The sequence below is a fragment of the Streptomyces viridochromogenes genome, assembly GCF_001270495.1.
Classification (GTDB): Bacteria; Actinomycetota; Actinomycetes; order Streptomycetales; family Streptomycetaceae; genus Streptomyces; species Streptomyces viridochromogenes_A.
Genome location: NZ_LGUR01000002.1, coordinates 112,735 through 129,145 on the forward strand (window position 1 = coordinate 112,735; position 16,411 = coordinate 129,145).

Below are 16,411 nucleotides of genomic sequence, written 5' to 3' on the forward strand. Positions count from 1 at the left end.
GGACCGGGGCAGGCGTGAGGCCGCCCCGGTCCGGAAGGCGCCAGGGAGGACGCCGTATCCGAGGCAACGAGTGCTACGGCGTCGCCGGTTCCGCGGGCTGCCACCAAGCGGCGGAGCCATCACGCAGGGTGTTGGTGCCGCAGTGCACCTCACCCATGCCGAGGTGGTAGGTGTACCAGTCGTCGATGTACGACACCTTCAGTCCCGCTCGCACGTAGGCCGCCGTGACGGCTTGGGTGAAGATGTCCTTGCCGTCGATGACAGGACCCCATTGCCGGGGAGCAAGGTAGCGGTCACGGCTGAGGAGGATGCCATTGACCGCGCCGGGCACGTACGCGCTTGTCGCGACGGTCGCCCGTGCAGCCGCAGCGGAGTCGGAGGCGGTTCCGTTCCCGGCCAGCCACCGCTGCTGGCCGTGCTCCTTCAGGCCGTCCAGCAAGGGCGTGCTACCCCCCATGCGGGTCAGTCGCGGCACGGGCACCTCCTCCCCACTCTCCGTACGGCCCATCGAGCCGCGAGTGTAAAGGGCGGGCACACGCACGATCTCGTCCTCGGTCACGCCGGTCTCACGTTTGAGGGTCTCCAGATTGGCCGCGATCCGCTGGGCCGCCATCGTGTTGTCGGCCACCAGGTGGCGCGAGGCGAGGGCCTGGTCGATGGTCTCCTGAAGCGGCGGGGAACCCCCGAGACCCGGGACGGAGAACATCTTGGTGCTTCCATGGCCCGCGCGCCGAGCGTCGCGCAGCATTTGCAGGCCCGCTTCCGGATCGGCGATGCCGATCCGCCAGCCGCGCGGAGTGTCGGCGGGCAGGAACTGCACGAACTCGTCGACGTGCCCGACTTCCAGCCAGGATGTGTCCAGGAGCATCGGGTCCTGCAGCCCCTGGGACTTCAGCAGCGTGCGCATCGTCGCCGAGGGCCGCTTTCCGCTGTCCTTGCGCCACCCCATGATGATCCGTCCGGCCGGAAACGAGCGGCCGTTGTGTGCGTACGGCGGGATGGTCTCGAGGTTGCCCATGGAGTTGAGCGACCAGTCCGCCGGTGCCGACGCGTCGAAGGCCTGTACGACTCCGATGTCCCGTCCTCGGACCTTCTCGAACAGCTCCCGGCCGGCCTCACGGTTCGGTTGCGCGGAGCGCAACATCACACGGATGACGCGCCGGCGCCCGTCCGTTCCGGTCATGCTGACGTAAGCCGGCTCGACGAAGTCCTGCGCCCATGGGTCCCCGTACTTGTCGAAGGTCACCAGCGGCCGGGTGATGCCGGCTTTCTCGGCTTCCTTCTTCAGATCGGTGACGAACTTGCCCTGGAGCCCGCTCCAGTCTTCGTCGGGGCCCAGTTTGGTGACCATCAACTGCTGGGCCTGCTGGAGATGGTGGTGGGTCAGGAGTGGAGCTACCCGCAGGGTGGCCGAGTCGGATGTGGTCTGGCCGCCCGCCGTCACGGTCAGCCGGATGACCATCCTGCCGTCCCATTTCCGCGTGTCCCGGATCACGTCGGTGGCCTCGACGCCGAGCTCCACGCCGGAGCGCAACTCCGCGGCCGACAAGCTGGTCTTCGGCGTGACCAAGACCCAGTTGCCCGCACGCTTGAGGTAGACGTGGGTGTACTTGGCACCGGTGGTGACCTTGACGCTGCCCTTGGCGCCCGACGGCAGGCCGCGCATCGGCACCGAGCGGATACGGGCAAGGTCGGCGGCATCAGCCGAGCCGTTGACCCGGGTGTCGGAGGCATCGTTGCACGCTGCCAGCTTGGCGTCGGACAGCGGTCTGCCGCCGGGACCGGTGACCGGGCAGCGCTTGGTGTCATCGTCGATGTTGGGCAGGTAGACCGCTCCGCGCCCCAATGACCAGGTGTCCTCGCCAGTGGTGTCGGTCCGTCCGGTGACATCGACCTGTCCGTCGCGGTTCACGTCCGCACGGAGATCGGACCGTGCGGCCGGCCCCGCAGCCGAGGCTGGTGAGGGCGGCACGGCCAGGACGGTTCCGACCGCGGCGAGCACGAGTGCCACGGGTCCAGCAGGGCTTGTTCGTATACGGCGGTGTGAACGCACGGCGCGTTCCTCCTCAGTTGGGGGGTGTGCACCGTGCAAGAGATGAAGAAGCGGCTGTGCGTTCACTGTGCTGACAGAACGTCATGCCGACGTATGACGGATCACGCCGATCCGGGCGGCCAGAGCAGGCTGTGTAGCGCTGCCGCAGGCGCATCGAGACGGCACGCCCGCACCGCTGACCAGCAGGAATCAGGAGGACGTGGCCTCTTTGCTCGGCGTGCCCCCGGGCGGCTGGGGTCCAACCACGGTCCAGCCACGAGTGATCGCATAGTCTGAACCGCGTCTTCTCCGGTGCGGGCGGAGTGCTGCTCCCGCCGTCCGCGCCCGACAAGGGTTCCGGCGATTACGACACTCGCGAGGCCACCGGCGAGGAGGACCATGCCATCAAGAACAAGATGGGCTTCTTCGCCATGAGTTCTCCCGCGGTGCTCGCTCGCCCAAAGCCGGCCAAGGGGAGGCGCGGGCCGTACGACATGGGCGGGCAGAGCGAAGTACGCACATGGAACGGGTGAGTACGCGTACGGGCCTCACGAGGCCGCGTCGGCGCAGGTGGCTGGTGTGGTTCCTGGCCTTGTGCGCGGTGTGGGCGTTCGGCGCGATCGCCTGGGCGGCCGTCGCGCTGCTCACGCCGGCCGGTGATGGTCCGGAGGAGGCAGTGGAGCGCAAGGCGGGGATGCACCACGATCAGCATCAACCTGCAGGGCGCTACTACATACCGACGTACGCCAAGGTGGAGAAGGACGGCACCGCGGTGCTCCGGTACGAGGTGGGCAACAGCCAGGACTCGAACGTCAAGGACTTCCTTCGTACGTACGACATGACCGCCGAGCCCAAGCGCACCAGCCCGTCCAAGGTGACGTACTCCGACCGCTTCGGCGACATACGGCGAACGTTCACGATCACCTACGACCCGTCGCCGTTGTCGGTGCTACGAGCGGCGATCTCGTCGAACGCGGGAATCCCCATCCGCCGCAGGTCGGCCGGCGAGAGCAACGGCATGCGGCAGCGACCTGGTGGTCCCGGGCATCGTGGTCGTGGGCCGCGACGGTGGCGTGGCTCCAGACGAAGGTGGACATCCACTTCAAGCGGGTCGAGGGCAAGACGGAGTTCGAGTTCCGTGTGGTCAAGGAAGCTGCCAACGGATCGACCCTGCGGGAACTGGCTTCGATGGTCTCGAAGTTACTCGGTGGACCGCGGCAATAGGCGGACCGGGAGCAGGCCGGCGGGGTCCCGGTTACGGCCGGCACGCGAGGGACGGGCGGACAGCTGATGCTGCTGGTGGGGGGGTGTGACCGGAGCCGCCCAGCGCGCCCCGCTACGCTCGCTCCGATGAGCGATCGACGGGTGGCGGCGTATGCCGCCGAAGGTGTCGTCTGGTCCCGGCTCGCCGCGCTCTTGCCGGCTGCCGAAGACGTGGACGAGGTCCAGGGCTGCTGGGACATCGCGGAGCAGGAGGCCGGCCTCGATCTGCTGGTGGGGCGACTGGTCGAACTCGGCTTGCCCGTCGGGGAGTCGGCGCGGACCGAGATCGCGGTGATGGCCGAGCAGTGGGGAGAGTGGGACCGGCTCGGGGCGGCGATCGTGGCGTGTCCGGGCGAAGACGCGCAGCCGGTGTCACTGCGGGTGTTCGAGGATGGGGACGAGGAGGCGCCGGTACCACTGGACGTGCTTGGGGAGCGGGCCGACCCGGAGCAGGTGCTGGTGCCGTGGATCGCCTGTGTGGCCTGTGGTCGTGTCCTGGCGCGGGTTCACCGGCGCCAGGAGTGGGGGGACTTGTCCTACACCGCGGAGTCGTACGTGGTGTTCGCGCAGGACGGCTCCATCGAGCCGCTGCTGTTCCCGGGGGAGGACGACGGGTCCGGGTGGTCGGCTCTGGAGGCGCTGCGCCGGGCCTGTTTGTGCGGCTGAGTCCGGCCCAGAGGAAAACGGATCTTCGTCCAGTGTGGGTTGTGGCAGGGTGCTCACATTGTCCAGCACCATCGCTCACCCGGTCTTCCGCACCACATGAAAATACTCAGTGGGACGGCTCATACTGCAGCTGGCACTGAGCCGGATTGGCTGCCACCAGGCCCAGTACAACGGCGTCGACCCGCTCCTGCGGGGTACCGTGATGTTGAGGATCGCGGAACTCGAAGTCGCCGGAAAGGCCGGCGTTCTCAACCACCTCCTGGAATTCCTGCCGCTTGATGTCAGCGGTGAGATCGAGGGAGCCCCTCATATACACGCCGGCCAGGCAGTCCGCCTCAAGCTCCACCTGCCTGACCGTCATGTCGGACCATACGCCCAGCTCCTCTTGGACATTGTGAGCGTACTCGTGCGCCACCGTGTAGATAGCACTCCACTCGCCGGTCGCAGGATGAGGTGTTTCCTCGCCGGGTAGCTGCTGCCCCAGCCAGTCGGCCAGAATGGCCTGAATCGAGAGGCGAATCGTGTCGTCGCCCGGACAATAGGCCAACGTTGACGGATTCGTTGTGCCACCGCCGCAGTCGGGCGCCGTCTCGCCGGGCTCCATGAGCACGGAGCTCACTGTCGAAGTGGCCACGGCACCGGCGTCGTCGTGAATGCCGGACGAACTGTAGGCTCGGCTCCAAAAGGTCGCCACGTTATCGAGAACTGTCGTCAGGTAGCCCCGCATGGTGGCGGTGCCTGGCTGTCCGGTGAAGGTCGGTATGTTGGCCTGGGCGGCTACCGGACCAATAGCGCCGACACCGATTCTTTGTGGTCCGCTACAGGTCCCGTCACTGGTATCCGAAAGTGAACACAGCCGCGGCCCATCACCGTCGGAAGACGCTGGATAACTGGTTTCGGAACGTGGGGCCGAGGCGGCGCTGGAACCACTTGCTCCGACCACGAGAACGAGCATGGCGATCGCGGGCGTTAGCAGAGTGGCCAAGCGAGAGCGCGATCGCAACATGAGGGCTCCCCTGTGATTCATGCAATCTGCGATTAATGCTCTCCGGACGATCAGCAGGTCGCGTGCCGGACGCCGCCGCATTTCCGAAGGAGGCATTCATGACCGCCGAGGGGATCGCGCTCGGCGCAGGGCGCCCTGGCCTCCCAGCCATCCGGAGCCCGGCACCGCCGTAGTGCCTGTGCCGGCCTGCGAGAGGTACGTAACCCAGGAGACCAGAGAGCACGCCCGTGCGCATCCGCAGCCTTTGATCGCATGGTCAACCGCGCGCTCTCCGCAGCACGAATCGAGTGTCGCCGACTGCCGCAGCCGCCCTCACGCCGAGACAGGTCGGCTCCGCCGGTGGGCCGGCATGCTGCTGCCGGGCGGCGGCTGTGCCTCTGGTCGGCTGAGCTCTGCGTTCACTCCGGACCAAGATCGATTGTCAGTGGTGGGTGAGACGATAGGAGCATCGATTCGGCAAGAGGGGGAGATGTCATGTCGGGAAGCCAGAACTACATCAATCACGTTGCTCTTGTGCTGGATGCCAGTTCGTCCATGTCGCACTTGAGCCGCAAGGTCGTGGAGGTCGCCGACCAGCAGATTGCCTATCTGGCCCGCCGATCGCAGGAACTTGACCAGGAAACCCGTGTCACGGTGTACGTCTTCGCGGACAAGGTGGAGTGCGTCATCTACGACAAGGACGTGCTGCGGATGCCGTCCCTGAAGGAGCTTTACCGGGTCGGTGGAATGACGGCCCTCCTGGCGGCCACGCTCACATCGCAGCGGGAGCTGGCGCAGACAGCCCAACTGTACGGAGACCACAGCTTCCTGACGTTCGTACTCACCGACGGTCAGGAGAACGCAAGTCACCGCTGCCCGGGTGCCCCTGCCAGCAATCCGCGTGAACTGGTTGCAGCCGTGGCCGAGATGATCAGGACACAGAAGGACAACTGGACGCTCGCCGTCCTCGTGCCGGACCAGATGGGCAAGCGCGAGGCGATGCAGGGCGGGTTCCCGAAGGACAACATCGCCATCTGGGACGCCACGAGTACCCAGGGCCTGGAAGAGGCCGGGCAGGTCATCCAGCAGGCCACCGAGAAGTTCATGGTGGGCCGCGCCCAGGGCATCCGTGGATCACGCGCGGTGTTCTCTACAGGTGCCGAGGTGGTCAACAAGGACACCATCAAGGCCGCGGGTCTCACCCCGGTGGATCCGTCGGGGTACCAGCTGATCCCAGTGGCTCGTGACGCGGCGATTCGCGACTGGGTCATCGAATGCGGGCACACCTACCGTACCGGTGGTGCGTTCTACCAGCTGAGCAAGTCGGAGAAGATCCAGGCGCGAAAGCAGATCGCGGTGCTGGAGAAGAAGACGGACCGGGTGTACACCGGCCCCGAGGCCCGGGCCCTGCTCGGCTTGCCGGACGTGGAGATCCGCGTCAAGCCGGACCACAACGACGACTTCACGATCTTCGTGCAGAGCACCAGCGTGAACCGAAAGCTCGTACCGAACACGCGGCTCCTGCTCATGCTCTGACCTCGTGGAAACCCGTCGGGCCGGAGGCTTCGTCGTCCCGGTACTACGCCAGCGACAGGGCCGGCGGCCCCGGTCGGCCACCACGTGAGGTCGATGTCACGACGTCGTCGAACAGCGCCACTCCGTACACCGGGCCCCGGGAGACGCCGCGGCTGATGCCATGGCTGATCCCCGGGGCCCGAGTGCGGCGCGCCCGCTCCGGTGATGGACTCGGTGCGGGCGCGGTTCTCGTTCGTGTTCAGGCCGCGTGCACTGTGTGCCATGTTCGGGATGTTGGACGCGGTCTCGCATCAAACTGCACCGCACGGTCGTGGTGGTGACCTCCGCACCCCTGAGCGGCCGGCAATGACATCCCTGAACTTCCTCAGGTCTGGTGTCGTCTCGTGGGATGAGGTCAACCCCGGGCGGCGGGACGGAGACTCGGCGCGAAATACCCCGAGTTGGAAGGGCCATCCCCGGATGTTCAGTGCGCAGTCCTCGCGTCAGCTGGGTCGTGCCTTCGTGGCACTCGCCGCGGTTCTTGTCGTCTGGATCTTCGAGATGGGAGCTGCCCCACGCGGTCATGCCGAGGTACGCAACTGGTCCAGTTCCTGGATCGGACTCGACGTGCTGGAAGTGCTGGGGCTGCTCGCGACTGCCGTCCTGCTGCGCACCCGTTCGGTCTGTCTGGCTCCGGTCGCTTCCGCAGCTGCCACGCTGTTCGCCGTCGATGCCTGGTTCGACGTGATGACCGCCCTTGCCGGCAGTGACTGGTACACCGCAATGGCCTTTGCGGTCATCGCGGAGATCCCGCTGGCCGTGACGCTCGGCGCTATCGCCGTCATCGCGCCACGTCGGGTCTCTCCCGGTGGCCCCCACGAGGTGCCTGCGGCGCGGCGACAGCAGCAGGGACACTCCGGCAGTTCTGGCCGGGTACTCGGTCCAGGAGCGGATCGGTGAGTCGGGACGAAGGCCCTCTTCGGCTCGGCACGGCTGCAGGGTCCCCCTGCCGTGGACGCGTTCCGGGACCTCCTACGGATTCGGCCCGGCCGGCAGCTGGCTGCCACAGCCGGACAACTGGGGCGACCACTCGGTTGAGGTGCAGCAAACGCGGCCCGGTTCCTTCCTGGAGCTGTACCGCGCGGCCCTGTCCCTGCGCGGCCGCTTCCGCGGGGACGAGACCTTCGCCTGGCTGCATTTCCGCAAGGGCGAACTCGCCTTCCGCAAGGGAGGGCTCGAATGCCGTGTCAACCTCTCCGGCCAGCCGATGCCACTGCCGACCGCTGCCCCCGTGCTGCTGGAAAGCGGACCCGTCATGGACGGCATGCTCGCTCCCGACACCGCGATATGCGACGGTCGCGGCGAACTCCTGATGCCGCCGCCATCGAGCTTTGGCGGCGCCCGCCCAATCCATTGACCCCCTCTGCCTGTGATGGACATCACAGCACACCGATCGCCATCCTCAGGTCATCATATGACCTGATCTCCCCAGAGAAGTTGAGCCGACGCTCTCTGGACGACACGGACGAGGATGGGCAATGGACGACCAGAACAGGGCCGCACGGCCGCGCGTGGGCGTGGTGGGGCTGGGAGCCATGGGCCTGGGGATGGCCCAGAGCCTGCGGGCCGCGGGTTACGACCTCGGGGTTCACGACCTGCGACCGGACACGGCCGCGGCCTTCACCCGCGACGGCGGGACGGCGTTCGGCTCCTGCGGGGAGCTGGCAGCCGCGGTGGACGTCCTGGTCAGCGTGGTGGTCAACGCGGCGCAGGTCGAGTCCGTGCTGTTCGGCGCCGACGGGGCGGCCGACCGGCTCCGCCCGGGCGCCGTCTTCGTGATGTGCTCCACGGTCGACCCCGCCTGGTCCGCCGAGCTTGAGGGACGCCTGGCCGAGCAGGGTGTGCTCTACCTCGACGCCCCCATCTCCGGTGGCGCCGTTCGTGCGGCGGCCGGCGAGCTCACCATGATGACGTCGGGCTCCGCCGCGGCGTACTCCGTCGCGGATCCGGTGCTCGACTCCATGAGCAGCACCGTCTACCGCCTGGGAGACCGCGCCGGACTCGGCTCGAAGGTCAAGATCGTGAACCAGCTGCTCGCGGGCGTGCACATCGCCGCGGCCGCCGAGGCGATGGCCCTCGGCATCAAGGCGGGGGTTCCCGCCGAGGCGCTCTACGAGGTCATCACGCACAGCGCCGGCAACTCATGGATGTTCGAGAACCGCATGGCACACGTGCTCGCCGGTGACTACACGCCCCTTTCCGCCGTCGACATCTTCGTCAAGGACCTGGGGCTCGTGCTGGACTCAGCCAGGCCGGAACGGTTCCCACTCCCCCTCGCCGCAACCGCCCACCAGATGTTCCTCCAGGCATCGGCGTCCGGGCTGGGGGCCGAGGACGACAGCGCGGTCATCAAGATCTTCCCCGGCGTCGACCTGCCCGAGCCGGTGGAGGGCTGACATGGGAATCCGCCTCGGGTGCATCGCCGACGACTTCACCGGCGCCACCGACCTGGCCAACAATCTGGTGCGCGCGGGCATGCGTGTGGTCCAGCTGATCGACGTGCCACCGTCCGAGTCCGAGCAGGAGATGGACGCGGACGCGGTGGTCATCGCCCTCAAGTCGCGGACCGCCCCGGCCGCCGACGCCGTCGAGGCGTCCCTTCGAGCCCTCGCCTGGTTGCGGTCCCACGGCGCCGAGCAGGTCTACTTCAAGTACTGCTCCACCTTCGACTCGACACCGGCCGGCAACATCGGGCCGGTGACCGAGGCACTGATGGACGCTCTCGGCACCGACTTCACGGTCGCGACGCCCGCGTTCCCCGACAACGGGCGCACCGTCTTCAAGGGCCATCTGTTCGTCGGTGACGTGCTGCTCAGCGACAGCGGGATGCGCCACCACCCGCTCACCCCGATGACCGACTCCAACCTGGTCTCCGTCCTCGGCGCGCAGACCACGCGAGCAGTCGGCCTCGTCGATCACACGGTCGTCGCCGACGGGCCGGAGGCGATCAGGGGCCGTATCAACGCCCTGCGCGAAGACGGCCGCGGGATCGCCGTCGTCGACGCCGTCTCCAACGACGACCTCATGCGCCTGGGCACGGCGGTCAAGGGGCTGCCCCTGGTGACCGCCGGCTCGGGGCTGGCCATCGGTCTGCCCGCGAACTGGGGGTTCACGCCCTCCCCCGCCGCCGCGCAGCTGCCGCCGTCCGGCGGCCACCGGGCCATCGTCTCGGGATCGGTCTCCGAGGCCACCAACCGTCAGGTCCTTCAGTACCTGCGCAGTGGCCGACCCGCCTTCAGCGTGGATCCGTTGCGCGTGGCGGCCGGTGAGGACGTGGTCGAACAGGCCCTGGCCTTCGCCGAGTCGCACCTGGACGACGGGCCGGTCCTCGTCTACTCCACCGAGTCGGCCGACACGGTGCGCACCGTCCAGGGCCGGCTCGGTGCCGCTGAGGCCGGTGAGCTCGTGGAGCGGACGCTGGCCCGCGTCGCACAGGGGCTGGTGGAACGTGGCGTGCGCCGGCTCGTCGTCGCGGGCGGTGAGACCTCGGGAGCGGTCGTCCGGGTGCTCGGTATCACCGGGCTCCGGATCGGGCCGCAGATCGATCCCGGTGTGCCGTGGTGCGCGGCCGCCCTTCCCGGCGGAGACACCCTCCACATCACGCTCAAGTCCGGAAACTTCGGCGGCCCCGACTTCTTCACCACCTCGTTCGCCCTCCTGGACGAGGAGGCCGGATGACCCGGCACCGAGGCACCACTGCCGAGGCGGCACACGACAAGGCCGTCGCCGAGGCGCGCGACGAGATCGTCCGCGTGGGCACGAGCCTGTTCGCCCGGGGCTACGTCCATGCCAGCGCCGGCAACATCAGCGCCAAGGTCGGCGACAGCCATCTGATCACGCCCACCGACGCCGCCCTGGGGTTCCTCGAACCCGGCCGCCTCGCGCTGGTCGACGCCCGTGGTGAGCAGATCGCGGGTGACCGCGCCAGCAAGACCCTGACGCTCCATCGACGTATCTGCGCCGCCGACCCCGCCGCCCGGTTCGTCGTCCACACCCACTCCACGCACCTGGTCGCGCTCACCCTGGCCGGCGTGTGGAGCGCCGACGACGTGCTGCCGCCCATCACGCCGTACTACGTGATGAAGGTCGGGCACGTCCCGCTCATCCCCTACCACCGGCCCGGCGATCCGCGCGTGGCCGACCTGGTGACCGCCGAGATCGCCGACCAGGCCGCGAGCCGTACGCCGATCAGGGCCGTGCTGCTCGACCGGCTGGGCCCCGTCGTCTGGGGCCCCGACGCGGCCACCGCCCTCGCCGTACTCGAAGAACTCGAGGAGACGGCACGCCTCTGGCTCCTGACCGACCGTCGCCCCGAGCCGCTCCCCCACCACGCGCTCGACGAACTGAGGTCCACGTTCGACGCCGCGTGGTGACCCGCTCCTCGCCTGTCAGAGAATTCCCCTGAGCCGCACAAAGGATCGCCATGTCCCTGCCCAAAACGGCGGCGTCCGAAGTCCCCGACATCGCCCGTGAGAACGCCGTCTTCCGCAAGGTCGTCAGGCGTATCGTCCCCTTCCTCGTGCTCTGCTACGTCGTCTCCTACCTGGACCGCGTCAACGTCGGCTTCGCGAAGCTCCAGATGTCCGACGACCTCGGGTTCAGCGAGGCGGCGTACGGCCTCGGCGCCGGTCTGTTCTTCATCGGCTACTTCCTCTTCGAGGTCCCCTCGAACCTGATGCTGCAGCGCGTCGGCGCCCGCACCTGGATCGCCCGGATCATGATCAGCTGGGGCCTGGTCTCGGCGTCGTTCGTGTTCGTCAGCAACGAGGCGACGTTCTACGTCCTGCGGTTCCTTCTCGGTGCCGCGGAGGCGGGGTTCTACCCGGGGGTGATCCTTTACTGCACCTACTGGTTCCCGTCCCACCGTCGTGCCCGGGTGATCGCGCTGTTCATGTCGGCGATCCCGGTGGCCGGTATCTTCGGCAACCCGCTCTCCGGCTGGATCATGGACCGGTTCCAGGGCGTGAGCGGCTGGCAGGGCTGGCAGTGGATGTTCCTCCTGGAGGCGATACCCGCCGTCCTCATCGGGGTGGCCACCCTGTTCTACCTGGACAACAGTGTGCGCGCCGCGAAGTGGCTCACCGACGAGGAGAAGGCCGTGGTCGAACGGGCGATCGCCGAGGACGCCGCGCACCAGACCGTGCACGGCCGGGTCTGGGACGCCTTCCGTGAGCCCAAGGTGTGGCTGATGTGCCTCATCTACTTCTGCTTCGTGATGGGCCAGTACGCCCTGACGTTCTGGATGCCCACGTTCATCGAGTCCACCGGCATCGAGGGCAACCTCGCCATCGGCGTGCTCAGCGCCGTGCCGTTCCTGGCCGCGCTCGTCACGATGAACCTGTTCGGGCGTTCGGCGGACCAGCGCCGTGAACGCCGCTGGCACCTGGTCGTCCCGAGTCTCATGGGCGCCGTCGGCTTCTCCCTGGCGGCCGGCTGGGCCGGGTCCACCGCGCTGTCCCTGGCCGCGCTGTCCTTCGCCGCGGCCGGAGTGCTGACCTGCGCGCCGCTGTTCTGGTCGCTGCCCACCGCGTTCCTCGGCGGCACCGCCGCCGCGGTCGGCCTCGCCGCGATCAACTCGGTGGGCAACCTCGCCGGCTTCGTCAGTCCCTACATGATCGGCGCGTTGAAGGACGCCACCGGGTCGACATCACTGCCCATGTACGTCCTGGCGCTCAGCCTCGTCGTCGGCGCCGCCGCGGTACTCACCACCGACAAGCAGGTCGTCAACCGCTGACCGGGACCGGTGATGGTCCCGGCCCGAGTCGAACACAGGAGCCAGCATGCCGAGGTTCGCAGCGAACCTGTCCATGATGTACACGGAGCACGATTTCCTGGACCGCTTCGCCGCGGCCTCGGCGGACGGCTTCACCGCCGTCGAATACCTCTTCCCCTACGCCTACGACGCCACGGAGCTACGCCACCGGCTCGACGACCACGGCCTCAGGCAGGTCCTCTTCAACGCACCTCCCGGGGCGTGGGAGTCCGGAGAACGCGGGACGGCGGCGCTGCCCGGCCGGGAGGCGGAGCTTCGCTCCGGCATCGCCCGGGCTCTGGAGTACGCCGCCGCGCTGGACTGCCCGCGGTTGCATGTGATGGCCGGGCTCGTGCCGCCGGACGCGACGCCCAAGGAACTGGCCGAGCACCGCGATACCTATCTGGCCAACCTCGGCTGGGCGGCCGAGCGAGCGGCCGCGGTGGGTGTCGACATCCTGGTCGAGCCGATCAACGGCCGCGACATGCCGGGCTACTTCCTGTCCGGGCAGGCGGAGGCTCACGCCGTGGTGCGGGACGTGGGCGCCCCGAATCTCAAGGTGCAGCTGGACCTCTACCACTGCCAGATCGTCGAGGGCGACCTCACCACGACCCTGCGCCGCGACCTGCCGACCGGCCGGGTCGGTCATCTGCAGATCGCCGGCGTGCCCGACCGCCACGAGCCCGACCGGGGTGAACTCAACGTGGCCCACCTGTTCGGCGTCGTCGACGACCTGGGCTTCGACGGGTGGATCGGCTGCGAGTACATCCCCCGCGCCGGCACGAGCGAGGGTCTCGGCTGGCTGGACGACTACCGAGGAGACAACGTATGAGGATCGTCATCACGGGTGGCTTCGGCTTCCTGGGACGACAGCTCACCGGCGTACTGCTCGCGACACGGACGTTCCGTGGTGCGCCGATCGATCGCCTGGTGCTCGCCGACCGGATCGTCCCGGCCGGCTCGCAGACGGCGTCCGACCCGCTCGTGGAGATCGTGCAGGGCGACCTGATCGACCGCCTCGACGAGGTGTTCGCGGAGCCGGTGGACGTGCTGATCCACCTCGCCGCCGCCGTCTCGGCCGAGTGCGAGGCCGACTTCGACCTCGGCATGAGCGCCAACCTGGACACCACGCGCGCCGTCCTCGAAGCCACCCGGGCGCAGTCGGCCGCCGGTGGGCCGACGCCGCGCGTGGTGTTCTCCAGCAGCGTGGCGGTCTACGGTTCCGACCCGGCGTTGCCCCTCCCGGCGGTCGTCAGCGAGGCGACCCTGCCCACGCCTCGATCGAGCTACGGGATCCAGAAACTCGTCTGCGAGCAGCTGGTCGCGGACTACACCCGCCGCGGATTCGTCGACGGACGCGTCGCCCGTCTGATGACCGTGTCGGTGCGGCCGGGCAAGCCGAACGCGGCCGCCTCCGGCTTCCTGTCCGGCATCATCCGCGAGCCGCTCGCGGGCCTCCCGGCGGTCTGCCCGGTGCGTCCCGACCTGAGGGTGGCCCTGGCCTCGCCACGGCGCACGGCCGAGGCGATCCTGCGCATCGCGGAAGTAGAGCGCGGCACCGGGCGGGGCCTGCTCGACGGCGCGCTGCCGGTCAACCTTCCCGCGCTCACGGTCTCGGTCGCCGAGATGCTCGCCACGCTGCGGCGGGTGGCCGGCGACGCCGTGACCGAACTGGTGACGATCACCCCCGATCGCGACGTGGAGGCCATCGTGGGCTCGTGGCCCTCCGTCTTCGACAACACGCGCGCCGCCGCGCTCGGGCTGGAGCCCGACCCGAGCTTCGAGTCGGTGGTACGGGACTACCTCGCCGACCACCCCTACGCGGTCCTGACCCGGCCGCCGCTCGCGGCGGGAAAACCGGACCCGGGTCTATAGACTGAAAACCATGTTTTCCAAGGTGCCCGGTCCCATCCGGCTCGCGGACCAGGTCGCCGCGACGCTCTCCGCGGAGATCGAGTCGGGGCGGCTGGCCGAGGGCGACCGGCTGCCGACCGAGGTGGAGCTGGTCAAGCAACTGGGCGTCAGTCGCACGGTGGTGCGCGAGGCCCTCTCCAGGCTGCGCAACGCCGGCCTGGTCGAACCGCGCCAAGGTATCGGTGTGTTCGTCCTGCCCCGGCGCATCCGCCCGCTCGACCTCGAAGCGGAGGCTTCCGACACCGAAGCAAAGGTGTTGCAGATCGTGGAGGTACGCCGCGCCATGGAGGGCGAGGCAGCCCATCTCGCGGCCACCCGGGCCACCCCCCTCGACCTCGCGCGGATGCGTCAGGCCCTGGACGCGATCGACTCGGCGGTCGCGGCCGGCGGCGACGGCGTGGACGAGGACCTCGCCTTCCACCGGTCCATCGCCGAGTCCACCGGAAACACGGTGATGGTCTCGACGCTGCGGTACCTGGGCGACGTGCTGCGCGGCGGTATCCGCGTCACGCGCGCGAACGAGGCACGCAGGGACGACTTCATCCAGGCGGTCCGGGAGGAGCACCACGCCATCCTCACCGCCATCGAAGCAGGAGACGCCAGAGCGGCACGCACCGCCGCTCGCCGCCACATGAAGCACGCCGCCGCCCGGCTCCGGGACGCGGACGACCGGTTCTGGACCGAGACCGAGGACCTTGAGGTGGATCTCGACGCCGCTCCCTGACGCACGACTACCGCCTTGGCGCAGGGGATCCCGCGCGCCGCGACGAGTCCTGCGGCGTCCGGCAGTCGTACTGTCGAACCCGTCACCGAGGAGGACGTCTGATGCGCAGCGTGACCTATTCGATGAACGTCTCACTGGACGGCTACATCGTCGGGCCGGACGGCGGCTTCGACTGGACGGGGCCCGACGAGGAGGTCTTCCGCTTCTGGATCGAAGAGATCCGCGGCGTCGACGTCCACCTCCTGGGACGACGGCTGTACGAGACGATGCTGTACTGGGAGACCGCCGACCAGGATCCATCGCTCGACGACTCGGGGCTCGAGTGGGCCGCGCTCTGGAATCCGCTCCCGAAAGTGGTGTTCTCCACCACGCTGTCCGCGGTGCGCGGTAGTGCCCGTCTGGCCTCCGGCGGCGTGGCGGAGGAGATCGAGCGGTTGCGAGCCGAGCCGGGTGAGGGCGAGATCGCGATCGGCGGCGCGACGCTCGCCGCCGAGGCGGCCGCGTCGGGCCTGATCGACGAGTACCGGGCCGTGGTCTACCCGGTGCTGGTCGGCGGTGGCACTCCGTTCTTTCCCCGACACGAGCGCCGGGTGGATCTCGAACTCGTCGAGACCCGCACCTTCAGCTCACGAGTCGTCTACCTCCGCTACCGCGTGGCGCGTTAGGCCGCGTGGACGGTCCCGCGTACGGATCCACAGGTCTCGCCAAGGCGCAGCACAGCGAACCTCCCGGGTGCGGCCCGGCCGTGCCGGCGCAGGGCCGGGCGTTCGCGGGCGGGCCGCCCGTCATGTCAGGCGGTTCAGCAGGACGTGTGCCTCGTCCCTGGCGGCGGCGACCGCCGGCTCGCCGAGTCCGCACAGCCGCAGACATGACGACGCGATGGCGTCCCTGTCGGCCGCTTCCGGCTCACGGGAACGCCGAATCTGAATGACGACCTCCACCAGCTGGATCAGCAGCTCCCCGATCCGCTCGGGCGGCAGGCTGCGGGCGACGCCCTCGGCTGCCGCAAGAGCGCCGAGCGCCCCGTAGCTCTCCTGTAGCCGGCCCCGGTCGGCACGGAAGGCGTCGAAGCGCTCGGCCAGCACCTCCGGCAGGAGGTAGAGCGTGCCGATGTTGTACGGCGTGCGGGACAGGGTGCGTACGTCCGTCGCGGCCACCGCGTAGAGCGCCGCGGCCGCGCTCGCCCGCTCCGGCACCCACGCCTGGATCCGCTCCACCATCTCCAGACTCGGCCGGACCGAGGTGGCCAGCAGTTCGGCGAGGATCTCGTCCTTGGTGGTGAAGTGGTAGTAGAGCGAGGCCTGCCTGACGCCCACCCGCTCGGCGATCATGCGGGTGCTGGTGGCGGCGATCCCGTGTTCGACGAAGAGCGCACCGGCGGCGTCGAGGATCTGTTCCCGAGCAGAGGTGTGGGGATCGGACGGCGGCGTGTGCCGGGGTCTGCCTTGGCGGGGCCGCGTCGTCATCATGATCCCATCCTGCCACCTCGGTGGCGGGCGC

17 protein-coding genes are annotated in these 16,411 nt (G+C 68.9%); 13 read left to right on the plus strand and 4 right to left on the minus strand.

The window, feature by feature from the left end; translation table 11 throughout:
• Positions 1-73: 73 nt before the first annotated feature.
• Positions 74-2,053: a protein-arginine deiminase domain-containing protein gene (locus ADK36_RS00485; protein ID WP_234329608.1), complete on the minus strand. Its 1,980-nt coding sequence runs from the start codon at positions 2,051-2,053 to the stop codon at positions 74-76.
• 302 nt (positions 2,054-2,355) lie between these two features.
• Between ADK36_RS00485 and ADK36_RS00490 the strand changes: the two genes are divergently transcribed.
• A complete protein-coding gene (locus tag ADK36_RS00490) occupies positions 2,356-2,565 on the plus strand; it encodes a hypothetical protein (protein WP_048579791.1) in 210 nt (69 codons plus the stop codon).
• Positions 2,566-2,761: 196 nt separating this feature from the next.
• On the opposite strand, the gene ADK36_RS48620 is transcribed toward ADK36_RS00490, so the two are convergent.
• Positions 2,762-2,935: a hypothetical protein gene (locus tag ADK36_RS48620; RefSeq protein ID WP_159029091.1), complete on the minus strand. Its 174-nt coding sequence runs from the start codon at positions 2,933-2,935 to the stop codon at positions 2,762-2,764.
• Positions 2,936-3,382: 447 nt separating this feature from the next.
• On the opposite strand from ADK36_RS48620, the gene ADK36_RS00495 reads away from it, so the two are divergent.
• The gene (locus tag ADK36_RS00495; protein WP_159029090.1) at positions 3,383-3,961 is read left to right on the plus strand and encodes a hypothetical protein; all 579 of its coding nucleotides are present in this window, start codon (positions 3,383-3,385) and stop codon (positions 3,959-3,961) included.
• Between the two features lie 106 nt (positions 3,962-4,067).
• Here the strand turns inward: ADK36_RS00495 and ADK36_RS48625 are convergent, their stop codons facing one another.
• On the minus strand, positions 4,068-4,688 hold the full coding sequence (locus ADK36_RS48625) for a neutral zinc metallopeptidase (protein WP_048579789.1): 621 nt from the start codon (positions 4,686-4,688) through the stop codon (positions 4,068-4,070).
• A 753-nt stretch (positions 4,689-5,441) separates the two neighbouring features.
• On the opposite strand from ADK36_RS48625, the gene ADK36_RS00505 reads away from it, so the two are divergent.
• The 11 genes from ADK36_RS00505 (at position 5,442) to ADK36_RS00555 (ending at position 15,576) form a co-directional block, all read left to right on the plus strand.
• Positions 5,442-6,482, plus strand: coding sequence for a vWA domain-containing protein (locus ADK36_RS00505; protein WP_048579788.1), 1,041 nt, complete (start codon positions 5,442-5,444; stop codon positions 6,480-6,482).
• Between the two features lie 501 nt (positions 6,483-6,983).
• On the plus strand, positions 6,984-7,421 hold the full coding sequence (locus ADK36_RS48630) for a hypothetical protein (RefSeq protein WP_159391070.1): 438 nt from the start codon (positions 6,984-6,986) through the stop codon (positions 7,419-7,421).
• A 139-nt stretch (positions 7,422-7,560) separates the two neighbouring features.
• Complete coding sequence (locus ADK36_RS49350; RefSeq protein ID WP_048579787.1) at positions 7,561-7,878, plus strand: hypothetical protein; 318 nt, start codon at positions 7,561-7,563, stop codon at positions 7,876-7,878.
• 121 nt (positions 7,879-7,999) lie between these two features.
• A complete protein-coding gene (gene ltnD / locus ADK36_RS00520; protein WP_048579786.1) occupies positions 8,000-8,917 on the plus strand; it encodes an L-threonate dehydrogenase in 918 nt (305 codons plus the stop codon).
• 1 nt (position 8,918) lies between these two features.
• The gene (gene otnK, locus ADK36_RS00525; RefSeq protein ID WP_048579785.1) at positions 8,919-10,199 is read left to right on the plus strand and encodes a 3-oxo-tetronate kinase; all 1,281 of its coding nucleotides are present in this window, start codon (positions 8,919-8,921) and stop codon (positions 10,197-10,199) included.
• Complete coding sequence (locus ADK36_RS00530; RefSeq protein ID WP_048579784.1) at positions 10,196-10,894, plus strand: aldolase; 699 nt, start codon at positions 10,196-10,198, stop codon at positions 10,892-10,894. Before otnK ends, ADK36_RS00530 begins: the two co-directional genes overlap by 4 nt.
• Before the next feature lie 50 nt (positions 10,895-10,944).
• Positions 10,945-12,255: an MFS transporter gene (locus ADK36_RS00535; RefSeq protein WP_048579783.1), complete on the plus strand. Its 1,311-nt coding sequence runs from the start codon at positions 10,945-10,947 to the stop codon at positions 12,253-12,255.
• 46 nt (positions 12,256-12,301) lie between these two features.
• The gene (gene otnI / locus ADK36_RS00540) at positions 12,302-13,105 is read left to right on the plus strand and encodes a 2-oxo-tetronate isomerase (protein WP_048579782.1); all 804 of its coding nucleotides are present in this window, start codon (positions 12,302-12,304) and stop codon (positions 13,103-13,105) included.
• Positions 13,102-14,148 (plus strand): D-erythronate dehydrogenase, encoded by a 1,047-nt coding sequence (gene denD, locus ADK36_RS00545; protein WP_048579781.1) that lies wholly within the window; start codon positions 13,102-13,104, stop codon positions 14,146-14,148. Before otnI ends, denD begins: the two co-directional genes overlap by 4 nt.
• Positions 14,149-14,158: 10 nt before the next feature.
• Positions 14,159-14,911 (plus strand): FadR/GntR family transcriptional regulator, encoded by a 753-nt coding sequence (locus ADK36_RS00550; protein WP_048579780.1) that lies wholly within the window; start codon positions 14,159-14,161, stop codon positions 14,909-14,911.
• Between the two features lie 101 nt (positions 14,912-15,012).
• Positions 15,013-15,576 (plus strand): dihydrofolate reductase family protein, encoded by a 564-nt coding sequence (locus tag ADK36_RS00555; RefSeq protein ID WP_048579779.1) that lies wholly within the window; start codon positions 15,013-15,015, stop codon positions 15,574-15,576.
• Positions 15,577-15,696: 120 nt separating this feature from the next.
• Here the strand turns inward: ADK36_RS00555 and ADK36_RS00560 are convergent, their stop codons facing one another.
• Entirely contained in the window at positions 15,697-16,380 is a 684-nt protein-coding gene (locus tag ADK36_RS00560; protein ID WP_048579778.1) for a TetR/AcrR family transcriptional regulator, read from the minus strand.
• Positions 16,381-16,411: the final 31 nt, after the last annotated feature.